Raw genomic sequence first — 23027 nt, forward strand, 5'->3', positions numbered from 1 at the left:
CCCCACACGGGGGGATCAATCAATAGGTTGAGGTTGACGCCGTTCAGATTCGGATCAGTCCGCGCTTGAGCGCGAGGGCCACCGCGGCCTGGCGGTTATCCACGCCCAGCTTGGTGAAACAGTGGTGCAGATGGGTTTTAATCGTGGCCTCGCTGATAAAAAGCTCCCGCGCGAGCTCCCGGTTGGACAGGCCCGCGGCCACGCCCCCCAGCACCTCGATCTCGCGGGCCGTGAGTGCCTCGGGATCGTTCTGCCGGCGCAGCAGGTGGGTGAGGTTGCCCGAGGGCGAGCCGTCCCCGCCCGCGGTCAGCCGCAGCACGCGGAAGAGCTGCGTGGGCTGGGTGTCCTTGACCAGATAATCGGAGGCGCCGGCATCCAGGGCCCGCACCACATCCGCATCCGCGTCATAGGCGCTGAAGATGATCACCCGGGTCTGGCTAAACTCGCGGCGAATCATTTTTGTCACCTCTATGCCCCCGGGGTTTCCGGTGCCCAGGTCCAGGTCCACCAGCGCCAGGTCCACCTCGTGTCGGGTGAGGGCGCGCGCGGTTTCCTCCAGCGATCCGGCCTCCGCGACCACCTGAAAATCCTCCTGGGTGGAGAGCAGTGCGCTCACTCCGTGCCGCAGAATTGGGTGGTCATCCACCAGCAGAATTCGAATCATGAACGCCGTCCCTCCCCCGCGCCCCCGTCGGTCAGGGGCACACTCGCAAAAATTCTGGTCCCCGCTCCGGGGCTCGAGTCCACGCTGAGCGTGCCGCCCAGGGTGCTCATCCGCCACGCCATCGCGCGCAGGCCAAAGCCCCCGGAGGAATCCGGGGAGGCCGCGGCCGCGGGGTCAAACCCCGTGCCGTTATCGCTCACGATCGCCTGAACCACGCCGGGGGAAAATACCAGCATCAGGAGCACCGCGTCGGCCCCGGCATGCTTGCGGGTATTTTGGAGGGCCTCGCGCGACACCCGCTGCAGCGCGTGCGCGATCGGGGTGGATACAGCCGCCACGCTCCCGTGCAGCTCAAAGCGGGCCCCAAACTCCTCCGCTATCTCGCGCAGGGTATCCGCGAGGGCGTCCTCGGCGCGCGGGGAGGTGAGGCCGTGCATCAGCTGTCGGGTCTCGATCAGCGATTCGCGCAGGGCGCTCTTGGCCTCCACCAGCGCATCGGAGGAGGACCCACCGGTGAGGTCCTCGGTCTCCAGCAGCATCAGGGCACTCGCGGTGCGCTGCACCACGGTATCGTGCAGTTCACTCGCCATCCGATTGCGTTCGATCAGCGCCCCCGCGGAGCGTTCGGCCTGGGCGAGCCGGGACCGGGCCTCGATCAGTTCGGAGTTCAGCGAGCGCTCCGCTGCCAGCGCGGATTCCAGCGCCGAAAACGCATAGGCCAGCACCAGGCCGCCCACCAGGGGCCCCAGGACCAGGCCCGGATCGTCCCCGCGCGACATCAGCAGCAGCCCCACGCTCACCGAGACCACGATCAGCAGCGATACCCAGAGCGCCACGCGCCCGCGCAGCACCCGATGCACGGCAAAAAACAGGGCAAAGGCGCACCACGCGAAGGAGGGCGCGATGATCGTCAGCGGGATCCACAGGCCCACCGAGATCAGGATGCCCACGCCCCGGCGCAGGCGGATCGCGCCCGCGAGGGGTGCGTCCTCGCGGGCCCGCCGCCCGCCGAGCACGGCCGCGGCATAGCTCAGGGCCACCCCGGCTACGAGGATCACCACAACTAATCCGATGCCGGTGGCGCTGTGGCGGCTGAAATAGCGCGCGGCACAGATGCCCAGCAGCACGGCAAAGCCCAGATCCACCGCGATATTCACGGCGCGCATCTCGAGGTTCCGGCGGCGGCGGGTACGGGGATTCATCGGGTACCTCCGGGCCTCTCGGGGCGGCGGGCACGGGATCGTGCCGCAGGCGGGACAGCACCGGATATCCGAGCTTGCGGTTAAGTATGGACGCTCCCCGCGCAAAACACCCGCCGCCCGGCGCAAAGCGTCTCACGGGGAGAAAAAAAATAGCCCCTCGCGGGGGTGATAAACACCCGGCGAGAAGCTATTTTTTACCCATGTGGTGGATGAGGGATTCGAACCCCCGAAGTCTACGACAGCTGAGTTACAGTCAGATCCCTTTGGCCGCTTGGGTAATCCACCAATGCGCGCTCGACCAAACTTCTACAGCCAACCGAAGGCGCGTGATAATCCTAACCGGTGAAGTGCCCCAACGTAAAATCGGCGCCGGAAACCTCGGAATCTCGCGCGAGTCGCCGCGTGTCCCGCGCGCGCACCCGCCTAGGGGGCCGGCGCAGTGCCGATCAGATCGGCAAAGCGGGTGGCCTCCGCCGAGACCTTCACCAGGTAATCGGGGTTGGTGTTATAGGAGCGGATGCCCTGCCGCCAGCCCGCGTCCGAGACCATGCCCTCGCCGGCGGCGCGACACAGATAATTGGCGGTGGCCAGCACGGCATCGTCGATCTGTTGCGGATCCTCGATGCCATCCGCCCCGGCATCCACATGCCAGTTGCGCCAGGTCTGCGGAATTAGCTGCATCGGGCCCACCGCGCGATCAAACTCGGCATCGCCGTCGATCTCCCCGCCGTCGCTATCGGGAATCTCCTCCACCCCGCGGCCGTCCAGGGGAAGACCAAAAATGGGTTCGGAGGGCAGGCCGTCCTCGCCCAGGGTGCGGCCGCCATAGCGCGCGTGGTCGCTCTCGGCAAAGCCCACCGCGGCGATGGTATTCCAGCCCAGGCCACACTGCGGCATCTGCTCGGCCTTGGTGATCGCGGCTCCGGCATAGGCGCGCAGGGCGCGCTCGGGGATGCCGGTGAGTGCGGCGGTCTCGGCGATCCAGGCGGGATCGGTGAGGCCCGCGATGCCCGGCCGGTCGGGCTCCGCGGCGCGCGGGGGCGTGGCCGATTGCCGGGCGGCGGCCGGTTCCGCGGCGGCCTCCGTGGGCTCGGGGCCGGGCTCCGCGGGGCGGGTGGCACACGCGGTGAGGGCCAGGAGCGGGGCGAGGAGGAGGGCCGCGGCGGCGGGTGCGCGGCGCATACGGCGGTGCTGCGGGGTGATGACATTCACCCCCTCAGTGAATCACGAACCGCTGACCGGGCGGGCCATCCGCGGAAAACCGCGGATTTTCGCGCCGCGATCGCGTAGACTTACCCGCATGGCAGATTCATCGTTTGACGTCGTCAGCAAGGTCGACAAGCAGGAGGCGAATAACGCCCTGAACCAGGCCCAAAAGGAAATCGAGCAGCGCTACGATTTTAAGGGCACCGGCGCTTCCATTGAGTGGAGCGGCGAGAAGATCATGATTAAGGCAAGCAGCGAGGACCGGGCCAAGGCCATCCTCGATGTATTCCAGTCCAAGCTCATTAAGCGGGGCATCTCGCTGAAGAGCCTCGACTCGGGTGAGCCCTACCCCAGCGGTAAGGAGACCCGGATCGAGTCCGAGCTTAAGGACGGCATCACCCAGGAAAACGCGAAGAAGATCAATAAGATCATCCGCGATGAGGGCCCCAAGGGTGTGAAGAGCCAGATCCAGGGCGATGAGCTGCGTGTGCAGTCCAAGAGCCGCGACGACCTGCAGGCAGTGATCGCACTGCTCAAGGGAAGCGATCTGGATATCGACCTGCAGTTCCTCAACTTCCGCTAAATCATCACGTAATACCGCGTGCCGCGCCCCGAGGGGTGCGGCACGCGGTGGTTAACCCAGCAGGGTCTCGCCGATATAGCCGCCCTCGCGGCAGCCCGGCGGGATGGCAAAAACCGCCGACCCCGCCGGGGTGAGCCACTCATTCAGCAGGTCCAGCTCGTCCATGCTGCGCTGAATCGGCACAAACTGGGCGTCCACATCGGCCTGCAGGCTGATAAACAGCAGCCCCGAATGTGAGATCCCCTCCCCCGTGGGCGGCTCGTCATAGTTATAGCCGCGGCGGAAGATGCGCTGCCGGGTATCGGCCATCCGGGTGCGGCGCACATGCGAGAACTCGGGGATCACGGCGAAGCCGATCGCGGTGGTGGCCGCAAAATCGGGCTCGTCATGCTCGCGCGTGCCGGTGAGCGGGGCGCCGGTATCCATCCGGCGGCCCACCGATTGTTCGCGGCCCTCGCGATCCAGGCGATCCCATTTATCCAGGTCCATATCGATCCGGCGCAGCACATAGCCGGTGCCGCCATCCAGCCAGGAGCCGGGGGCGTTAATCCAGACCACCTCGGCAAAATCGGCGGTGCCGGGAACGGGATTGGCGGTGCCATCCACCTGACCAAAGAGATTACGCATCGTGGTGCCGGGCTTCTCGGAATTATGGGCCCGCCGGAAGCCGCGCTGATGCCAGCGCAGCGTGCCAAAGGCCCGGGTGTCCTTGAGGAGCATCCGCACGGCATGGGCCACGGTGAGCGGGTCATCGGCGCAGACCTGGATCAGCAGATCGCCGTCCCCGTAGCGCTCCTCCAGCCTGTCCACGCCGAAGGCCGGGAGCGGGCGCAGCCACTCCGGGCTGGCCTTTTCCGGGGCGAGCGCCGCGATGCGCGGACCAAATCCGAAGGTCACGGTGAGCCGGGAGGGCACGCGCGCGAGCTCGGGTTCGGAATCGGCGAGCGCGGCGGTTCCCGCGCAGAGCCGCGCGGCGTCATCGGTGAGGATGCGCAGCAGGCGGATCGCGTCCGCGCGGGTGGTGCCGGGCAGCAGGTCGATCGCGAGCAGCGAGCCGTGGGCCTGCGGTTCGGTCTCGATGCCCGATTGCCGGGCACCATAAAACGGTTCGGTGCGCGGGCCGTGCAGCCCGGCCGGCGCTGCCTCGGGATCGGCGCTCGGCGCGGGGGCGGGGGCCGCGCGGTTCAGCGCCAGATCGGCGCCGATCGCGGCCACGGCGCCCACCCCGGCGACGGCACCGCCCCAGAGCAGGCCGCGCCGGGTCAGGCCGGGGCGGGGTGCGGCGGGGTCCGGGGTGGCCGCGGGGCGGTTTGTGGAGGGATCGTCTTGTGCCATGATGCGCAGTCCTCGGGTTGGGATGGGACCGGCGCCCCGGGCGGGGCGCCGGCGGGGTTGATTAGTGTGCGTGACTCGGCGCGGGGGTCTCCGAGGACTCGGTGTGATCGGTATCCCCCTCATAGTTTTCGTTTGCCCCGGCATAGTCCTTCACGGGCAGGTCGATGGTCTGGGTGGAGTCATCGGAGAAGGTCAGGGTCAGGCTCACGGTCTCCCCCGGGGAAAGCGGACCGGTCAGGCCCATCAGCATGATGTGGTTTGCGCCCGGCGCGAGCTTAAACTCGCCGCCGCGGGGGATCGTGAATCCGCCGTCCTTTTCGCGCATAACCATGGCCCCGGAGCCGTTATCCACGGTCTCGTGCAGCTCCACCATCGAGGCGGCCGGGGTGGTTGCGCCGACCAGGATGATATCGCTCTCGCCGGCATTACGCAGGTCACCAAACGCGCCGCTCATGCCGCCGTCCACGGCCTTAATCCAGCCGTCGTGCACGGTCACGGAATCGGCGGCGCTGGCCGCCGAGTGGGAGGCGGCGGGTGTGGCCTCGGGGGCCGCGGCGGAGCAGCCGCTCAGGGCGAGCAGCGCGGCGGCGCCGAGGATCAGGGTGCGGGTGGTGGTGTTCTTCATGATGTCTCCTAGGGATAAAACGGATTGGAATGGAGCGGGGAACGGGTTTAGTGGGGGCGGCGGGTGCGGCGCACGCGCGCCACGAGGAGCGCGATCGCGCCGGCCAGGAGCGCGCCGCCCAGGCCAAATGCGGCCAGGCGCAGGGGGGAGCCGGGGGCGAAGGCTCCCGCCTCGGCGGCGGGGGCCGGGGAGGCCACGGGCTCGGCGGACGGGGAGATAACGGGCTCCGGGGGAGCCGCGGGCTCGGGCTCGCCGTGACCCACGTTAAAGGGCACCACGCCGCTGATCGGGTGCCCATCGGAGGACACCACGCGCCACTTAATCTCGTAGTGGCCCTCGGGCATTTCGGGGTTCAGGGTCGCGGTCACGGATGAACCGGACAGGGTGGGGGCCTCGCGCACCCAGTCGCGATCGCCGGAGTCCACCACCATCACCACGGCCCCGACGGTCAGGACGCTATCGGAGAAGGTCAGGGCGACCTCGGCGGGGGCGGTATCCAGCACGGCGTTTTCGCCGGGGGTCGAGGTGAGGAGCTGATCGTGGGCCATGGCCGGGGAGGGCATCAGCAGCGGGGCGAGCAGCGCAAGCGCAAGCGCGGCAAGCGCAAGCGGCCGGGTGCGGCGGGAGGAGAAGGGCATGGTCATCGGGGTCCTTTTGGGGGTCATCGGTCGGTGGGTGTCTCGGACGGGGGTGCGGATTCGGGGGGCGCTGCCGTGGTGGCGGGCGCGGGGAAACCGGCGCGCTCATCGCGCTCGCCGATCTCGCCCAGCGCCGCGTTATAGGCGCGTAATTCGGCGTCGCCATCGCGGTCGGCCGCGCGGTCATAGCGTTTTGCGGCGCGTTCCTCGCTGCGCATCCACTGCGCCACCACCACCATCGCCACCAGCACGGTGGGGAACTCCCCCGTGCCCCAGGCCACGCCGCCGCCCACGCGCTGATCGGCCAGCAGCGCGGCGTGATCGGTATAACGCATCGCTGTCCACCAGTCCAGGCCGAGGATCTCGGTGCCCGACATCAGCGCAAGCCCAAAGAAGGCGTGGAAGGCCAGCGTGGACAGCAGCAGCACCAGCCGCATCGGGAAGAGCGGGCGGGTGGGGCCCGGGTCCACGCCGATCAGCACCCAGAAAAACAGGTAGCCGCTGGCGAGGAAGTGCACGGTCATCAGGAAGTGGCCCTCGTGGGTGAACATCGCCCACTGGAACCAGCCCGTGTAATAAAACACGATCAGGCTGCCGGCGAAGATGATTCCGGCCACCGCGGGGCGCGAGAGGAAGCGCAGATAGCGCGAGTGCACAAGCACCAGGATCCACTCGCGCAGGCCGCGGCCGCCATCGGTGCGCACGGGCAGCGCGCGCAGGGCCAGCAGCACCGGGCCGCCAAGCACCAGCAGCGGCGGGACAAACATCATCAGCCCCATGTGTTGCATCATGTGGGTGCTGAAGCTCACCTCGGCGTAGACGCCGGGGCCGCCGCTGGTGACATAGATCAGCATGAGACAGCCGGCCACCCAGCAGATCGTGCGGCTCAGCGGCCAGGAATCCCCGCGGCGGCGCAGCCGCAGGACCGTGCGCAGATAGAGTCCCGCGCCCACCACGGCCGCGGCGATCCACAGCCAGTCGGCATGGAAGGACGTGAGCATGGTCCACCCGGTTGCGGGTTCGGGGAAGGGGAAGCCCAGCAGGGCGCGGCGGGCCAGCGCATCCACCTCGCCCGCGAGGGGGATCGGATTTTGGGGAACCGGCGGGGAGCTGCGAGAGAGCGCAACCGAGAGGCCCATCGCCACGGCCATAAACAGCACCTCGGCCACGGCAAAGCGCAGGAATACGCCGCGCGAGCGCGGATTTTCGCGCAGGCGCGGGATGATCCGCAGCCGATAGCGGGCGCCCAGTACACCCAGCAGGATCAGGATCAGAATCTTCACGGAGAGCAGTTGCCCGTATCCGGTGGTCAGCAGCTCCGCGGGGCCGCCCAGGCGCAGCGAGGAGTTCACGATCCCGGAGAATGCCACGGCGGCAAAGGCCCAGCCGGCGAGGGTGGAATAGCGTCCCACGACGGTGGGGAAGGCGCGGCCCGACTGGCGGCGCAGCAGGATCACCGCGACCAGGCCGCCGACCCAGGCGGTGACACCAATCAGGTGCAGCGCGAGGCTATTCACGGCATTGCCGTGCTCATCGGTTCCCGCGGCATGCCCCGCAAGCGAGAGTGGTAGCAGCGCAAATACGGCGAGAAAATTGGCGCAGGCCATCCAGGACAGCCGGCGGGCGAGGGACACCATGATCAGTACCACGGTGACGCAGGCCAGCGAGAGGCTCATCGCCCGCCCCAGGTCGATCTGGGTCATATACATCACCAGGTTGCCGGGGAAGCTCGGGGCCGTCAGCGGCGTGCCAAAGGTATTCGCGGCGGTAAAGGCCAGCACGGCCCAGGCCGAGAGGAACCAGCACGCGGCCGCGCGCCCGGCCCAGCGCACGGCGGTGGCCTGCACCCGGCTGACCCGGCCGGGGATGCGCTTTTGCCCGGGCAGGATAAAGGTGGCCAGGATCAGCAGGCCGATCGTGACGCTCGCGGAGGCATCGTGCAGGACCCGCGCGAGCGGCAGGCCCCACAGCACAAGATTGCCGGGATCGGAGAGCAGCCGGCCCTCGTCCAGGGGGCCGGTCAGCAGCAGGCCGGCGACGGCGGCAAGCAGCGCGATCGGCACGCCCAGCACCAGCAGCTTCTCGGCGGTGCTGCGCGCGGGGAGCGTGCGCTCCGGGGGCGGGTCGATCTGTGGGGGCACGCCCGCGCGGGGCGGGGCGGCGGCTATGCCGCTCGGGAGATCTGCTGAGGCCACGGGTGGTGGCTCCTTCCGGGGTGTTTCGGGTACGCCCGACGGGGGCGTGAGGAATCCAGGGAGTGGGAGGGGAGGCGCGTTCGGGGACGGAGTCCTCCCGCGCGCGGGAGGTCGCCGCGGGCAAGGAGGCGCCGCGGTACTGCCCGCCGGGCGGGATGATGCGCCGCGGTACTGCCCGCAGGCCCGCCGGCCGTGCCGGGAGCGCGGACGCGCGGGATGGCCGCGCGCTCCGGTCTTGGGGCGCGTGGGCGGGCAGGGTGATCCCCGCGGGCGCGCGGGAACGTATAAACCCGCGTTGGGGTTTTGTTCTGCGGGCGCGCTAGAGGGCGGCGGGAGCGGGCGGGCCGCGGCGGGGTTCGGTGCGCCGGGAGATCCCCAGCGGCAACAGGACCCGCTCGGCGCTTGCCGCGGCGGACGCGGGGATACCCGCGGGCGCGGGCAGGGCCAGGCCCAGCACACCGATAAAGCGAATAACGGCAAGGGCCGCGAGGGTGAGCAGGGCGCGCAGCGCGGCCTCACCCCGGTAGATGGCGATCACGGTGAGGGAGGCGGCGAGCGCATGGGCCGCCCACATTCCCGGGCCCACATGGCCGGCATGCAGCGACTCGGTGGAGCCGGTGACCAGAACGGGGCCGTGATGGGCGTGTGCACCCGCGGGTGCGGTGGCGGTGCCTCCGCCGGCCCCCAGGATAAACAGGGTATGGAAGAGGAACTGGCTGATCACCACGGCGAGCGAGACCCGCAGCGCCGAGAGCCGCCTTCCGGCGAGGAATACACAGACCGGGATCGAGAGCATCAGCGGGGCAATTACACCCAGGGCACCCGGCATCGGGGCCCCGGCGCTGATATGGGACAGGAGGGCCACAAACGTGGCCACCCCCGCGGCACTCGCGCCACGGGCGAGCCGTTGAAGCCGCGAGCCGTCCATAGGGCCCATTATACGAGGAGAATCGCCCGGACCCCGCCCGGCAGCGCGGGATGCGGGGCCGCGATCGGGTCGCGGCGCGGCCGGGGCCGCCCCGGCATCGGCACGCGCGCCGGGAGCGTGCATTCCGGTATTTTGGGCCGCCGCGATTTTATCGTTTGGCCTAGGGTACTCACGCACGGCAGTGCACGGGCGCGGGTATCAGCACGCGCATCACAACGCGCATCGGAGCACCACTATGACCTATGGACCCCCGGGCCAGCCCCCGCAGCAGCCCCAGCCACCCGCCTATGGCCGGCCCGGCGCCTATCAGCAGCCCGGGGCCTATATTCCCGGCCAGGCCCAGCAGGCACCCGGTGCGCCGTATCCCGGGGCCCATTATGGCGAATCCTCGCACCCGGGCGGGACTCCCCCGCGGCGCGGCCGGGGCTGCCTGATCGGCGCCCTGATCGTGGTGGCCGTGGTGGTCATCGGCATGATCGTGGTTGTCTCGCTCGTGATCAATATGGTGCAGAGCACCGTGGATAGCGCGATGCGGCAGATCGACGGGGCGCTCCCCAATACGCTCTCCGCCAGCGTCGAGCCGGTCCCGCTCTATGTCCTAGATGAGCGACCGCTTTTTGCCAGCACACGTGCCGAGGTGGACGCCATGTTCGAGAAATATTCCGGCGGCGGCGCGGCCGCTCTTGTCCCACAGACCGTCGAGGGACGGCAATATGCACACGCCTTCACTATGACCCTCCTGGATCTGAAGACGGCGTTTACCTTCATGACCGGATCCGTGCATACCAGCACCGACCCGGACGAACTGGACGGGCGAATCCTCTACCTCGGCGATCAAGCCCGAGAATACGAGCGTCGATTCCTGGCGGGCGAAGACCTGAACGTCTCCGTCCGTATCAATAATAGGGACGGCAGCATTTCCGAGCTTGACGGCAGTAGTCCCATCGTGGATACCTCGGAAGCCGAGGCTTTCGCTCGTTCGTTCACCGGGGCTCCGGACGCCAACGGCAACTATGCGGCCTCCGCGGAGGAACTCGCGAGCCACTTCGGTATTCGCCTGAACTATGAGATGTCCGACCTTTTGCGATACTGCACGCCCCCGGAAATCCTGCCCGCAAACGAACTCCTCGCCGCATACTGCTATTTTTCCCCCGAGATCATCTATATCAACCAGGGTTATGGAGACTTCTCGGGAGCCCTCAGCAATCGATCATTTGTGGATGTGATCAAACATGAGCTCTCCCATCATCTGATTGGTCTTACCTGCCAGACCATCTCCCCCGGTATTACCGGTGCTATTAATGAGGGGGTCACCAGCTCCTATGCGGTGCTTTTCCTCGGGGCTAACTATAATAATCTGCAAAATACCCGCTATAGCGAGTACACGATGACCGAACACACGGATGCCCTCGCCCGGCAGATCCACGATAACCGGACCTGCGGCTAGCGGCAGGTCCGCACACACGGCACTGGCCACCCCCGCCGCGCGGGGGTGGCCAGTGCCATCTGGGGGCGGGGCTAGCCGCGCAGCTCGCGTGCCGCCGCCTCCTCGCGCAGGGCCTCCTCCGCGGCATCGGCGCTGGCCGATTCCTGCTCGGCCGCATCGCCCGCGATACCCGCGGTGAGCGTCTTGCCGAGGAAGAAGTCCGGGTGCCGGAACCGCTGCACGATCATCACGATCACACCGAGCAGGATCACCGTGATCCCCAGCACAAAGACCAGGCCCATACCAAATACGCTGGAACCGCTGCCGTAATCGGGGTCGTAGCTATCCACCATCGTCATCACAAAGAGGATCGCGAGGATCACCCCGCCCAGGCCCGGGAACAGGAACTGCATAAAGAAGTTCCGGGCGCTGGAGAACCACTCCTTACGGAAATACCAGACGCAGGCAAATGCCGTGAGCCCGTAATAGAAGCAGATCATCATGCCCAGGGCCGTGATCGTATCCTGGAGCACGGCCTCCGAGACCACGCGCATAATCGCATAAAACGCGCTCGCCGCGATGGCCGAGACCACCGTGGCAAAGCCCGGCGTGAAGAACCGCGGGTGTACCTTGCCAAAGCGCGCGGGCAGCGCACCGTAGTGGCCCATCGCCAGCAGCGTGCGCGCCGGGCCCACAAACGTGGACTGTAGCGAGGCCGCCGAGGAGGACAGCACGGCGATCGAGACGATGATCGCGAGCGGCCCGAGGATCGGCCCGGCGAGGAAGAAGAACGCGTTCTCCTGGATCTCCGGGTTTTGCAGGCCATAGCCGGTCTCGCCCACGCCCGCGAAGGAGATCATCGATACCGCAAGCAGCAGGTAGAGCACCACCACGAGGATCACCGCGAGCGTCGCGGCCTTACCCGGGGTCGAGCGCGAGCCCTTGGTCTCCTCGTTCATCGTGAGGATGACATCCCAGCCCCAGAAGATAAACAGCGAGAGCGATACACCCGCGGCAAAGGCAGACATGCTGCCCACGCCGAGGGGGTTAAACCATTCCAGCTGGATCGGGGTGAAATTGGGGGCATCCCCCGAATAGGCGCGGAAGAGCGCCACGGCGATAAAAATAAACAGCACCAGGATCTGGAATCCCACGAGGAAATACTGCAGCTTCTGGGTGGTTTTCATATCCCGATAGGACACCATCGTGGCGAGCGCCATAAACACCAGGCATGTGGCCACGTTGATAAACGGGTTTTTGGTGAGGGTGGCCACATCCGGGTTATTCACGATCTGCGCGAGCGCCAGATAGAAGAAGTCCACCGCGATGCCGGCGAGATTGGAGAGCACAATCACGGTGGCCGCGATCAGCCCCCAGCCGCTCATCCAGCCCAGCCACGGGCCAAAGGCCCGCACACCCCAGGTGAAGGAGGTGCCGCTATCGGGCATGCGGCTATTCAGTTCGCGATAGCCAAAGGCCACCAGCAGCATCGGGATAAACCCGACCAGGAAGATCGCGGGGACGTGGGTCCCCACCGCCCCCACGGTGGGGCCGATGGCCCCGGTGAAGGTATAGGCCGGCGCGATACAGGAGATTCCGATGACAATTGCGCCAACGAGCCCGACGGTACCGGCGCCGAGGCCCTTCTTGGACATGCCTCCGTTATTGGTCATGATCGGCCTCCGAGGGTCAGCACGGAGTCGCGCGGGACAACAACCATGGGCACGGGGAGCTCACGCAGCATCTTGGATGCGGTGGAGCCCAAAAACAGGTGGGCGGGACGGGCCAGGCGGCTCGATCCCACCAGGACGATCTCGGCGGGATCCCAGTCCACGGTGAGCACGGCATCCTCGATGCGCTTGCCGTGCACCACCTCGGCATGCACCGCGATATCCTCCGGGAGCAGCGCGCGCGAGCGCTCCTGCACCTGGGCGGCGTGGGCACTCGCGCGTTCGCGCGCCTCGGTATCCTCGGTGCCGCCCGGGCTGTCCAGGGCCACCACCGAGAGCAGGCGCAGGGGCACCTGCGCGGCGCGGCTGAGGATCACGGCGGCCTCCAGCAGGCGATCGGCGCCCGGGCGCAGGCCCACGGCGCAGGTCACCCGGCTCAGCCGCGTGGTCATCGGCAGGTCGCCGGTGCCCGAGGGGGCCAGGGCCACGGGGATCACCGAGGAGTGCAGCAGCGCATTGGCCACCGATCCCACCGTGAAACGGCCCAGGATGCCGCCGCCGCCGGCGCCCACGATGATGAGCGAGGCGGAGAGTTCCTCGGCGGCGAGGGTCAGGCCCTCGGCAAAGGAATCGGCATAGATGACGTGGGTGGCGCTGCGCACCTCCGCGGGCAGCGAGGCCGCGGCCTCCGCGAGCCAGCCCTCGGCGAGCTGATGCAGGTGCCGGTTATAGCCCGGCGAGGGAGGGACAAGCTGGTTGCGCTCCTCGCGGTCCAGCACCATCACCACCTCCACGATCGCGTCATTGGGCAGCGCAAGACGCGCGGCCAACGCCAGGGCATCGCGCCCGGACGGGGTATCGGTATAGCCAACGATGTAGTGCATGGGGCTCTCGCTTTCCTCGTTGAAAGGGTGGAGGGATGGTTCGGGGAGGCGAACGGCCGCCCGGACCGGGGGTCCGTGGCCGGGCGGCCGTTCGCTGATGCGGGTGTTATGCTCCGGCGGATAGCGCGGAGGCGCTAGTTTCCGGCGTCGCGGGCGATGATCGTGGCGGCGGTATCGTGGCCCACGCGGATCGCGCCGTCCACATGCTGATAGCCCTCGGCCGCGAGATCACTCGAGGACCAGTAGATCGGGCCCACGGGCGTGGACTGCATCGCGCCATAGCGCGAGAGGCCACCCATATCAAAGCTCGCGGCATAGGCGCCGCGGGTCCACTCCTCGGCACCCCAGTCGGACTCGTAATAGACCACGGGGTTTTTGGCCTGCTCGCCGTAATACTCGGCCATCGAGGACAGGATGGCCTCCTTGCGGGCGGCGGCGTCCGTCATGAAGACCGCATCGGCGTGCCGGTCCGAGACAAACCCCACCAGCGTGCCGCGGGGGTCCTCGTGGTTCGTATTGTCATAGGCCTCGTGCACCAGCTGATACGGGCTAAACACGGTGCCGGACAGGCCGTCCTCGCGCCAGAACGGGGTGTCATACACCGCGTGCACCTTAATCACGAGGCCCAGCGACATGTGCTGGTGCATCTGGTGCTTGAGGCGCGGCAGCGGCGGCTGGAAGTCCACGCGCGAGTAGAGGTTCGGCGGCACGGCCATGATCGCATAGCGCGCCTTCACGCTCATGCCATCGGCAAATGCGTGCACCCCGTCCTCGGTATATTCCAGGCGGCGCACGGGCTGGTTCAGGAAGACGTCCTCGCCGAGGTTCTCGGCCAGGCGCAGCGGCACGCCCTGCAGCCCACCGATCACGCGCTTATCCAGGATGAAGTCCTCGTCCACGAGGTTGGAGAAGCTGCCCGCGGAGGCTGCCATCAGGATGGCCTGCAGCGCGGAGAACGAGTGTCGGGGCTTGGTGAGCATGGCCTCGGCCACAAACATGCCGATGTTATCGCGGGCCTCGACGTTATCGGTTGCGGCCTCCAGCCACTGCTCCCACGTGATCTCGTCCAGTTCGCGGGCGCGGGCGTGGGCCCAGGGCTCGGTGGCCCCGATCTCGGCACAGAGCTCGTCGAGCACCACGATCAGGCGTTCCATCTCGGCGGCGGTTTCGGCATCCACGGGGAAAATATCTCCGGTATAGCGCTTCTTCTCGCCGTCGCGGCCGATATATACGGCCTCTCCCTCGCGGTAGCGCGAGAACGTGCCGAGCCCCAGGGTGTCCAGGGTCTCGATCAGGGCCTCCTGATCGGGCGAGACCCACTGGCCGCCGATCTCCAGCATGGCGCCCTCAATATCGCGCGTCCAGAGGCGGCCGCCGACGCGGTCGCGCGCCTCCAGCACGGCCACGCTCAGCCCGGCCTTGCGCAGGTCGGTGGCGGCCGTGAGGCCCGAGGCTCCGGCGCCGATGATGACAACGTCGCGGGTAATTTCAGTCATTATTTTCCTTACTCTTGGTTCACCTGGTGTCCGAGGATGGTCTCGGTCACCTAGCCGTCGAGACTCGTCATGACGTGCTTGATTCGGGTGTAGTCCTCGAGGCCATAGGCCGAAAGGTCCTTGCCGTAGCCGGATTTTTTGAATCCGCCGTGGGGCATCTCGGCCGCGAGAACAATATGGGTGTTAATCCACACGCAGCCGAAGTCCAGGTCGCGCGAGACGCGCATGGCGCGCGGGTGATTCGCGGTCCATACGCTCGAGGCGAGCGCGTATTCCACGTCATTGGCCAGGCCCACAGCCTCGTCCTCGGTGGAGAATTTTTGTACCGTGAGGATCGGGCCGAAGCTCTCCTTCTGCACCACGTCATCGGTCTGCTTCACCCCGGTGATCACGGTGGGGGCGATAAAGAAGCCGGTATCCCCCACGCGCGTTCCGCCCGCGGCCACGGTGGCATTCGCGGGCAGCGCGGCGATGATATCCATAACCTGCGTGAAGTGGTTCACGTTATTCATCGGGCCATAGAGCGCCTCGGTATTTTCCGGGCCGCCGGTCACGGTGTTATTGGCCGCGGCCACCAGCGCCTGGACAAATTCGTCGTGACGCGACTCGTGCACAATCACCCGGGTCGCGGCGGTGCAGTCCTGGCCGGCGTTAAAGTAGCCGGCCTCGGCGATGGCCGCGGCGGCCGCCGGGATATCGGCGTCCTCAAAGACGATGACGGGGGCCTTGCCGCCGAGCTCCAGGTGCACACGGTGGACGTTTTTTGCGGCCGAGGTGGCCACGGCCTGACCCGCGCGCACCGAGCCGGTGATCGCGACCAGCCCGGGCACCGGGCTCTCGGTCAGCAGCGTTCCCGTGCTGGCATCCCCCAGCACCACGTTCAGCACGCCGTCCGGGAGGATTCCGGTGGCGATTCGCGCCAGTTCCAGCGTGGACTCGGGGGTGGTATCCGAGGGCTTCAGGACGATGGTATTTCCCGCGGCCAGCGCGGGGCCGATCTTCCAGATCGCCATCAGGAACGGATAGTTCCACGGCGTGACCTGCGCCACCACGCCGATCGGCTCGCGGCGCACAAACGAGGTAAAGCCCTCGACGTATTCGCCCGCGGACTTACCCTCCAGGTTGCGGGCGGCCCCGGCAAAAAAGCGGATCTGATCGGCGCCGGTGAGGATCTCCTCGGCGCGCACGGTCTCGATCGGCTGCCCGGTATTGCGCACCTGGGCCGCCACCAGCGCATCGGCATTGGCCTCGATCGCATCGGCCAGGGCCAGCAGCGCGTGCTGACGCTGGCCCGGGGTGGTGCGCTTCCAGGTGCGGGAGGCGGCCTCGGCGGCGGCAAAGGCCGCGTTCACATCGGTCTCATCGGAGACCGGCGAGAGCGCCACAACCTCCTCGGTCACGGGGCTCACCACGTTCAGCGTCTTCTCGCCGTGCGCGGATATAAACCGTCCGTTGATGTAGTTTTTCAGCGTGTCCTGAGTCATAACCAGACCTACTCCCTTGTAAATGTTGTGGCCGTACTGCGGGGAGGGCCGTTCCCGCGAGTGCGGAAACGGCCCGGGCGACGCTAGCCGAGCGGCGCCATGGTGTACTTCGTATAGAGATATTCGTGGATGCCCTCGGCGCCGCCCTCGCGGCCGATACCCGATTGCTTGACCCCGCCAAACGGGGCGGCGGCATTGGAGATGACGCCCACGTTCAGGCCCATCATGCCGGTCTCCAGCGCGCCGATCATGCGCTGGCCGCGGGCCGCGGACTGCGTAAATACGTAGCTCACGAGGCCGTATTCGGTGTCATTGGCCAGGGCCACACCCTCCTCCTCGGTGGAGAAGGACACAATCGCGAGGACCGGTCCGAAGATTTCCTCGCGGAGGATATCGGAGCCGGGACGCACATCGCTGAGCACCGCGGGGGAAAAATAGGAGCCGGGACCCTCGAGTGCCGCGCCGCCGATATGCAGGGTCGCGCCGCGCTCCACCGCGTCGTTTACCAGCTCGGTGGCCTTGGCCACCGCGCGGTCGTCGATGAGCGGGCCGATGGTCACGCCCTCCTCGGTGCCGCGGCCGATCTTCATGGCCCGCACGCGCTCCACGATCCGCTCGGTGAACTCGGCCACCACCGATTCATGCACGATAAAGCGGTTGGCCGCCGTGCAGGCCTGGCCAATATTGCGGAATTTCGCGGCGAGGGCGCCCTCCACCGCGGCGTCCAGATCGGCATCCTCAAATACGATAAACGGCGCGTTGCCGCCGAGCTCCATCGAGGTGCGCAGCACGTTTTCCGCGGACTGGGTGATGAGCGACTGGCCCACCCCGGTGGACCCCGTGAAACTGAGCTTACGCAGGCGCGAATCGGAGATGATCGGGCCCGAGACCGCGGAGGAGCTGGACGTGGTGACCACGTTAACCACGCCCGCGGGCAGGCCGGCATCGGCCAGCAGCTGCGCAAAATACAGGCTGGTCAGCGGGGTCAGCGCGGCGGGCTTGAGCACCACGGTGCAGCCCGCGGCCAGGGCCGGGGCGATCTTGCGGGTGGCCATCGCGAGCGGGAAATTCCACGGCGTGATCAGGAAGGACGGGCCCACGGGGTGCAGCGATACGGTCATCGTGCCGGTGCCCTCGGGGTTCACACCATAGCGTCCGCTCAGGCGGGCAGCCTCCTCGCTGAACCAGCGCAGGAACTCACCACCATAGGTCACCTCGCCGTTGGCCTCGGCGAGGGGCTTGCCCATCTCCAGGGTCATCAGCAGGGCAAATTCCTCGCGGCGCTCCTGCAGGAGGTCAAAGGCGCGGCGCAGGATCTCCCCGCGGGCGCGCGCCGGGGTGGCGGCCCAGGAGGCCTGGGCGGCCGCGGCGGCATCCATCGCGGCGGCGCCATCGGCCACCGAGGCATCGGCGATGGCCAGCAGTACCTCGCCCGTGGCGGGATCATAAACGTCGAGGGTCTTCTCCCCCGCGGCGGCGCGCCAGGTGCCGTTGATAAACAGACCCGTGGGGATCTTGGCGAGCAGTTCTTTTTCGGTGATCATGATGTATCTCCTTAGGCCGCGGCGAGCGCGTTAAGAACCACGGACAGGCCTTCGTTCAGAAGATCCGCCCCGATGGTCAGCGGGGGAAGAAAACGAATGATGTTGCCATACGTGCCACACGTGAGCACGATAACACCCTGGGCGTGTGCAGCGGCAGCAATTTTTCCGGTGAGCGCGCCATCGGGGTCGCCGGTCTCCGGGTTGATGAACTCGATGGCCATCATCGCGCCGTGCCCGCGGATATCGCCGATGCGGGCGTCCTCGCGCTGCGCGGCGGTGAAGGCCTCGCGGATCTGGCTCTCGATGCGGCGCGCCTCGGCGGCCAGGTCCTCGGCCTCATAGGTCTCGATCGTGGCCAGGGCCGCGGCGCAGGCCAGCGGGTTTCCACCGTAGGTGCCGCCCAGCCCGCCGGTCTGCGGGGCGTCCATCAGCTCGGCGCGACCGGTCACGGCCGAGAGCGGCAGGCCGCCCGCGATGCCCTTGGCGGTGACCACCAGATCGGGCTCGATACCAAAGTGTTCGGAGGCAAACATCGCGCCGGTGCGGGCAAAACCTGTCTGCACCTCATCGGCGATAAAAACCACGTTATTGGCGCGGGCCCAGTCCACGAGGGCGTTCAGGAAGCCCTCGGCGGGAACGATAAATCCGCCCTCGCCCTGGATCGGCTCGATGATGATGGCCGCGAGATTTTCGGCACCCACCTGCTTTTCGATCTGCGAGATTGCGCGGGCCGCGGCCTCGGGCCCGCTCAGGCCATCGCGGAAGGGATAGGACATCGGGGCGCGATAGATCTCGGAGGCAAACGGGCCAAAGCCGCTCTTATACGGGAGGTTTTTGGCGGTGAGCGCAAGGGTGAGGTTGGTGCGGCCGTGATAGGCGTGATCAAAGGCCACCACGGCGTTTTTCTTGGTATAGGAGCGCGCGATCTTCACGGCGTTTTCCACGGCCTCGGACCCGGAGTTAAACAGCGCCGAGCGCTTCTCGAAGGTGCCCGGGGTGAGCGCGTTGAGCTTCTCGGCCACCGCAACATAGCCGTCGTAGGGGGTCACCATAAAACAGGTATGGGTGAAGGCATTCACCTGGGCGGTCACGGCCTCGACCACGCGCGGCGCGGCATTGCCCACGCCGGTCACGGCGATACCCGAGCCGAGGTCGATCAGGGTATTGCCGTCCACGTCCACGATCACCCCGCCAAAGGCCGCCTCGGCAAATACCGGCATGGTGGTGCCGATTGCGGAGGAGACGGCCTGGCGTTTGCGGGCCATGAGTTCCTGCGAGCGCGGGCCCGGGATGCTGGTTACCAGGTTGCGGGCCTGGGTGATCTGCGCTCCGCGTGCGGTGATATCTGACATTGTCACTCCTCATGGTCTTGGGGTATCGGGCTACCGGTGCGATCCGGAGGGAGCGACGCGGGTGCTGACCCGCGGGTGGCGCTCCTGTGCACCTCTTCTGGCCATGCTAGGTCGGCCACACCCGAAACACCCACGCCAATCTGGCAAAATCTGGCCAAACGATTAGACACACTGGCATGAACTCTCCTACCCTGGGGCCATGCCCCTGTCACTGGCCCAACTCGTTTCGCAGCCCGATCTGGGTCTGCGCATGATCACCCATGAGCCCGGCGCGCTGGCCGGGCAGATCGAATGGGTCTCCAGCTCGGACCTCGCCGATCCCACCCCGTTTTTTGCGCCGCGTCAGGTGCTGCTCACCACGGGCACCCAGTTTCTGGGCGGCGGCCGCCGCGAGGGGGAGTTCTCGGCCAATGGCGCCCGCACCGGCCCCGCCGTAAGCACCGATTATGACTCCTATGTGGAGCGGCTGCATGCGGCCGGTGCCACCGCGCTGGGCTATGGCACCGAGGTGATCCGGGAGGGGGTCCCGGGCGGGCTGGTGCAGGCCTGCCGCCGGGTGGGCCTGCCGCTCTTTGAGGTGCCCTATCGCACGCCGTTTATCGCCCTGATCCGCTATGTGGCCGACGGGGTCGCGGCGGCCTCCCACGCGCGCGAGCTGTGGGCGATTAACGCCCAGCGCGCGATCTCCTTTGCCGCGCTGCGCCCCAATCCCCTCGCCGCGGTCCTCGCGGAACTCGCCCGGCTGCTCGGGCGCCGGGTGGTGCTTTTTGCCGCGCCCGGGCCCACCGTCTCCGTATTTGGAACGGGCACCGCACTCACCGCGGAAATGCATGGGCGCATGCTTGCCGAGGCCGAACGGCTGCTCGCGCGCGGGCAGCGCTCCGCCGCGACCCTGCGCGTGGACACGGTCGAGATCGGGCTGCAAACCATCGGCCGGCGCGGCGATCTGCGCGGCGTCCTCGCGATTGCCGGCGGGCCCCTGCCCGATGCCGCCGATCATTCGGTGATCACCAATGTGGTGGCACTCGCGGGCCTCGCCCTCGGACAGGGCCGCGGGCTGCGTCGCGCCCGGCGGGCCCTGCGCTCGGGGCTGCTGGAGGTGCTCCTGGACGGTAAAACGGGGCTCGCGCGGCTCACGCTGCAACAGATCCACGAGGCGCTTCCGGCGGAACCCGTGCGCGTGGCGCTGTGGCGGCCCGAGCACGGCGCGGGCGATCCGCTGCTGCGCGAACTGGATGAGGACACCCAGTCCCGGCCCGGACGCGCATTTTTTGGCACGCTCGGGCGCGAGATCATCGCGATATTCCCCGCGGGCGAGGCCCCCGAGCGGGCGCTGCATTTTTGCGATCCCCTCGGGGCGGGTTCCGGGCCGGAGAAGGCCGCCCCCGCGCCGGAACTCCGCGCCGGCCTCTCCGATGCGGTGGGCTATGCCGAGCTGCGCGCGGGCATCGACCAGGCGCGGCGCGCGCTGGACGGCCCGCGCGGGGCCGGGCCCGTCACCACCTTCGCCGAGCTCGGCGGGCGCACCCTCACCGCGCTCCTGACCGGGACCGAGGCCGCCGAACGCGCGCGCGCGATCCTCGCCCCGTTGCGCGAACACGATGCCCATCACGGCACCGAATTGCTCGCGAGCCTGGCCGCATGGCTGGATCAGAACGGGCAGTGGGATCCGGCCGCACGCGAGCTGGGCATCCACCGCCATACGCTGCGCGCCCGGATCACCCTCGTGGAATCCCTGACCGAGCAGGACCTCTCCGGGATGGCCAGCCGCACCAATTTTTGGCTCGCCCTGCACACCGTATAGGCCGGATAAACATCCCGGAGGCGCCACGGCGCCGCGCCAAATGCGACGGCTTTCTACGATGAGGAGATGACGGATCGGCGGCCGCACGGCACCCCGGGGGAACCCACGCCCGGATATATACTGATGCCCCCGCTCGACGAGGGCTGGTCCGGGCGGCGGCGCGGCAAAAAAACACCGCCCGCGGGCACAACCGACTACGGCCTGCTTCCCCCTCTTGAGCAGCAACGCCCGGGCCCGCGACTCACCCCCGTTCCCACGCCCGCGGCCCGCCACCCGCGGGCAGCACGCGCCAGCCGCAACACACGCCGCGGTGCCGGGGCACGGCTCGGCACCGTCCTGGGAATTCTGGCGCTTGCGGGCCCGGCGGCATTCAGCGTGATCAGCGTCTACGGCCCCGGGCTCTTCACCCCCGCCGCGCCCCCGCCCGAGGTGCGTGCGCAGATTGCGGAATCGGTGGGTTCGGCTACGCGCAACCCGGCGTTTTCCCTCTTCCTCGCGGGCGGGCAGGATCCCGCGCGGCCCGGAGACCCGATGGCGCTGGGGCCCGCGGGCGAGGAACCCTTTGAACTGATCGCCGGAACACCCGTGATCTCCCCCGCGGAGGAGGACGGACAGGCCCGGCTGGATATCGAGCTCACGGCCCTGAATACCGGCTCCGTCCCGGCCCGACCCGGGACGGAGATCCGGCTCGCCCTCGTGGACGCCGCGGGTATCCCGATGGGCGCGCGCGAGGCAGCAACCGCCGGGATAACCTCCTGGGAGGACCGGGCGGAGAACCTCCTGAACCCGGGGGAATCGGTCACCGCAACGCTGCGATTCACCGCGCCCGAGGACGTCATCTCGGGCGGCTATCTGCAGGCCTCCCTCGCCGGGGCCTCCCTGCGAGCGCGGTACCTCGTGCTCACCCCGCCCGCGGGCTAACCCGCGGGGTCCAGTCCGGCCAGGATCTCCGCGGCATCGGCCCGGCGCGCGCCGCCCAACCCCGTCCCGGCCCAGAGCGCCAGCGCGGAGGCATCACCCGCGGCCGCTGCCTGCGCGCGCAGGCCCGCGGTGAGGTGATGAATCGTGGGGAATCCCGGGAGCGCAACCGGGTCGATCTCCCGCATCAGGTCGTTATGGATGCCGCGCGCCCAGCGCCCGGAAAAGGCCCGCGTGATCGCGCTCTCCCCCGCGGACGCGGCGATCAGCGCCTCCTTCTGCGCCGCCGAGGCCCCGGATTCGGTGGCGGCGATCAGCAGCGTGCCCACCTGCACCCGCGCGGCCCCCGCGGCCAGGAGCTCACGCACCTCCGCGGCGCGAGATACCCCGCCCGCGGCGATCAGCGGCAGGGAGGTCGCGGCGGATACCTCCGCAAGCAGGGTGCGCAGGGGAATACCCGCGGCATCGCCGTCCTGCGTATGGCTGCCCCGATGTCCCCCGGCCTCGGTGCCCTGCACGATCAAATAATCGGCCCGGCCCCCGGGCACCGCCCGCGCCTCCGCGGCCGTGGTCACCGTGACGCCCACGCTGCACCCTCGGGCGCGCAGCGCCGCGATCGGCGCCTCCTCGGGGATGCCAAACGTAAAGCTCACGGTCTCGGGCGGGTTCCGCAGGATCAGCGCGAGCTTTTCGGGGAGATAATGATCCTCGCGAAACGGCGCGGGATCCCCCGGCGGGAGATAGCCCCGGGCCCGGGCAAACCCGTCCAGCGCCTCCCGATAGCGCCGATAATCGGGGCCCTCCGGGATCACCGGCCGGGCCTCGGGCAGAAAAAGATTCACGCCAAATGCGGGTGACCCCACGGCCCCGTGCGTAGCTTCGAGGTCCCGGGAAAAGGCCTCGGGGCTCAGATAGCCGGCGGCGAGAAATCCGCGGGCCCCCGCGCGCCCGGCCGCGGCCACCAGCGCGGGTGTGCTTGGGCCCCCGGCCATGGGCGCGACGATCAGCGGGAGCGGGGTTTCGGGGAGGACCTGCATGCCCCGATGCTACCCCGCGCGTTAGATAGGATGTGC

Annotated in this window: 19 protein-coding genes and 1 tRNA gene; 4 read left to right on the forward strand and 16 right to left on the reverse strand. The window is 68.2% G+C overall.

Translation table 11 applies throughout. The features are described from left to right. Nucleotides 1-43: 43 nt before the first annotated feature. The 4 genes from KXZ72_RS07940 to KXZ72_RS07955 all read right to left on the reverse strand — a co-directional run bounded on the left by KXZ72_RS07940 (nucleotide 44) and on the right by KXZ72_RS07955 (nucleotide 3078). On the reverse strand, nucleotides 44-664 hold the full coding sequence (locus KXZ72_RS07940; protein ID WP_226079992.1) for a response regulator: 621 nt from the start codon (nucleotides 662-664) through the stop codon (nucleotides 44-46). After that, nucleotides 661-1866, reverse strand: a complete 1206-nt coding sequence (locus KXZ72_RS07945; protein ID WP_226080000.1) for a sensor histidine kinase — start codon at nucleotides 1864-1866, stop codon at nucleotides 661-663. The genes KXZ72_RS07940 and KXZ72_RS07945 overlap by 4 nt, the downstream gene beginning before the upstream one ends. Nucleotides 1867-2069: 203 nt before the next feature. Continuing rightward, nucleotides 2070-2151, reverse strand: a tRNA-Tyr gene (locus tag KXZ72_RS07950). Nucleotides 2152-2289: 138 nt separating this feature from the next. Then, nucleotides 2290-3078, reverse strand: coding sequence for a lytic murein transglycosylase (locus tag KXZ72_RS07955; protein WP_226080002.1), 789 nt, complete (start codon nucleotides 3076-3078; stop codon nucleotides 2290-2292). Between the two features lie 88 nt (nucleotides 3079-3166). Between KXZ72_RS07955 and KXZ72_RS07960 the strand changes: the two genes are divergently transcribed. Beyond that, nucleotides 3167-3655, forward strand: coding sequence for a YajQ family cyclic di-GMP-binding protein (locus KXZ72_RS07960; protein ID WP_226080004.1), 489 nt, complete (start codon nucleotides 3167-3169; stop codon nucleotides 3653-3655). 51 nt (nucleotides 3656-3706) lie between these two features. Here KXZ72_RS07960 and KXZ72_RS07965 read toward each other — a convergent pair whose 3' ends face one another. The 5 genes from KXZ72_RS07965 to KXZ72_RS07985 all read right to left on the reverse strand — a co-directional run bounded on the left by KXZ72_RS07965 (nucleotide 3707) and on the right by KXZ72_RS07985 (nucleotide 9376). Further along, nucleotides 3707-4990, reverse strand: a complete 1284-nt coding sequence (locus KXZ72_RS07965; protein ID WP_226080011.1) for a Dyp-type peroxidase — start codon at nucleotides 4988-4990, stop codon at nucleotides 3707-3709. 61 nt (nucleotides 4991-5051) lie between these two features. Then, nucleotides 5052-5615, reverse strand: coding sequence for a copper chaperone PCu(A)C (locus KXZ72_RS07970; RefSeq protein ID WP_226080013.1), 564 nt, complete (start codon nucleotides 5613-5615; stop codon nucleotides 5052-5054). 47 nt (nucleotides 5616-5662) lie between these two features. Next, entirely contained in the window at nucleotides 5663-6259 is a 597-nt protein-coding gene (locus tag KXZ72_RS07975; protein ID WP_226080015.1) for a copper resistance CopC family protein, read from the reverse strand. Nucleotides 6260-6276: 17 nt separating this feature from the next. After that, on the reverse strand, nucleotides 6277-8448 hold the full coding sequence (locus KXZ72_RS07980) for a cytochrome c oxidase assembly protein (protein ID WP_226080017.1): 2172 nt from the start codon (nucleotides 8446-8448) through the stop codon (nucleotides 6277-6279). Between the two features lie 319 nt (nucleotides 8449-8767). Then, on the reverse strand, nucleotides 8768-9376 hold the full coding sequence (locus tag KXZ72_RS07985) for a hypothetical protein (RefSeq protein WP_226080019.1): 609 nt from the start codon (nucleotides 9374-9376) through the stop codon (nucleotides 8768-8770). Nucleotides 9377-9611: 235 nt separating this feature from the next. Here KXZ72_RS07985 and KXZ72_RS07990 point away from each other — a divergent pair, with 235 nt between their 5' ends. Further along, on the forward strand, nucleotides 9612-10823 hold the full coding sequence (locus tag KXZ72_RS07990) for a hypothetical protein (protein WP_226080021.1): 1212 nt from the start codon (nucleotides 9612-9614) through the stop codon (nucleotides 10821-10823). 71 nt (nucleotides 10824-10894) lie between these two features. On the opposite strand, the gene KXZ72_RS07995 is transcribed toward KXZ72_RS07990, so the two are convergent. From KXZ72_RS07995 to gabT, 6 genes are all read right to left on the reverse strand, one after another. Next, the gene (locus KXZ72_RS07995) at nucleotides 10895-12475 is read right to left on the reverse strand and encodes an APC family permease (RefSeq protein ID WP_226080022.1); all 1581 of its coding nucleotides are present in this window, start codon (nucleotides 12473-12475) and stop codon (nucleotides 10895-10897) included. Next, nucleotides 12472-13356, reverse strand: a complete 885-nt coding sequence (locus KXZ72_RS08000; protein ID WP_226080024.1) for a universal stress protein — start codon at nucleotides 13354-13356, stop codon at nucleotides 12472-12474. Before KXZ72_RS08000 ends, KXZ72_RS07995 begins: the two co-directional genes overlap by 4 nt. Nucleotides 13357-13490: 134 nt before the next feature. Beyond that, nucleotides 13491-14852: a flavin monoamine oxidase family protein gene (locus KXZ72_RS08005; RefSeq protein WP_226080026.1), complete on the reverse strand. Its 1362-nt coding sequence runs from the start codon at nucleotides 14850-14852 to the stop codon at nucleotides 13491-13493. Nucleotides 14853-14902: 50 nt separating this feature from the next. Beyond that, the gene (locus KXZ72_RS08010; protein WP_226080028.1) at nucleotides 14903-16336 is read right to left on the reverse strand and encodes an aminobutyraldehyde dehydrogenase; all 1434 of its coding nucleotides are present in this window, start codon (nucleotides 16334-16336) and stop codon (nucleotides 14903-14905) included. A gap of 83 nt (nucleotides 16337-16419) precedes the next feature. After that, a complete protein-coding gene (locus KXZ72_RS08015) occupies nucleotides 16420-17880 on the reverse strand; it encodes an NAD-dependent succinate-semialdehyde dehydrogenase (protein WP_226080030.1) in 1461 nt (486 codons plus the stop codon). An 11-nt stretch (nucleotides 17881-17891) separates the two neighbouring features. Continuing rightward, entirely contained in the window at nucleotides 17892-19232 is a 1341-nt protein-coding gene (gene gabT, locus KXZ72_RS08020) for a 4-aminobutyrate--2-oxoglutarate transaminase (protein WP_226080032.1), read from the reverse strand. Nucleotides 19233-19431: 199 nt separating this feature from the next. Here gabT and KXZ72_RS08025 point away from each other — a divergent pair, with 199 nt between their 5' ends. Next, the gene (locus KXZ72_RS08025; protein WP_226080034.1) at nucleotides 19432-21036 is read left to right on the forward strand and encodes a helix-turn-helix domain-containing protein; all 1605 of its coding nucleotides are present in this window, start codon (nucleotides 19432-19434) and stop codon (nucleotides 21034-21036) included. A gap of 66 nt (nucleotides 21037-21102) precedes the next feature. Beyond that, complete coding sequence (locus KXZ72_RS08030) at nucleotides 21103-21957, forward strand: hypothetical protein (protein WP_226080041.1); 855 nt, start codon at nucleotides 21103-21105, stop codon at nucleotides 21955-21957. On the opposite strand, the gene KXZ72_RS08035 is transcribed toward KXZ72_RS08030, so the two are convergent. After that, nucleotides 21954-22991 (reverse strand): NAD(P)H-dependent flavin oxidoreductase, encoded by a 1038-nt coding sequence (locus tag KXZ72_RS08035; RefSeq protein ID WP_226080043.1) that lies wholly within the window; start codon nucleotides 22989-22991, stop codon nucleotides 21954-21956. The genes KXZ72_RS08030 and KXZ72_RS08035 overlap by 4 nt on opposite strands. Nucleotides 22992-23027: the final 36 nt, after the last annotated feature.

Source organism: Mycetocola spongiae (genome assembly GCF_020424085.1).
Taxonomy (GTDB): domain Bacteria; phylum Actinomycetota; class Actinomycetes; order Actinomycetales; family Microbacteriaceae; genus Mycetocola; species Mycetocola spongiae.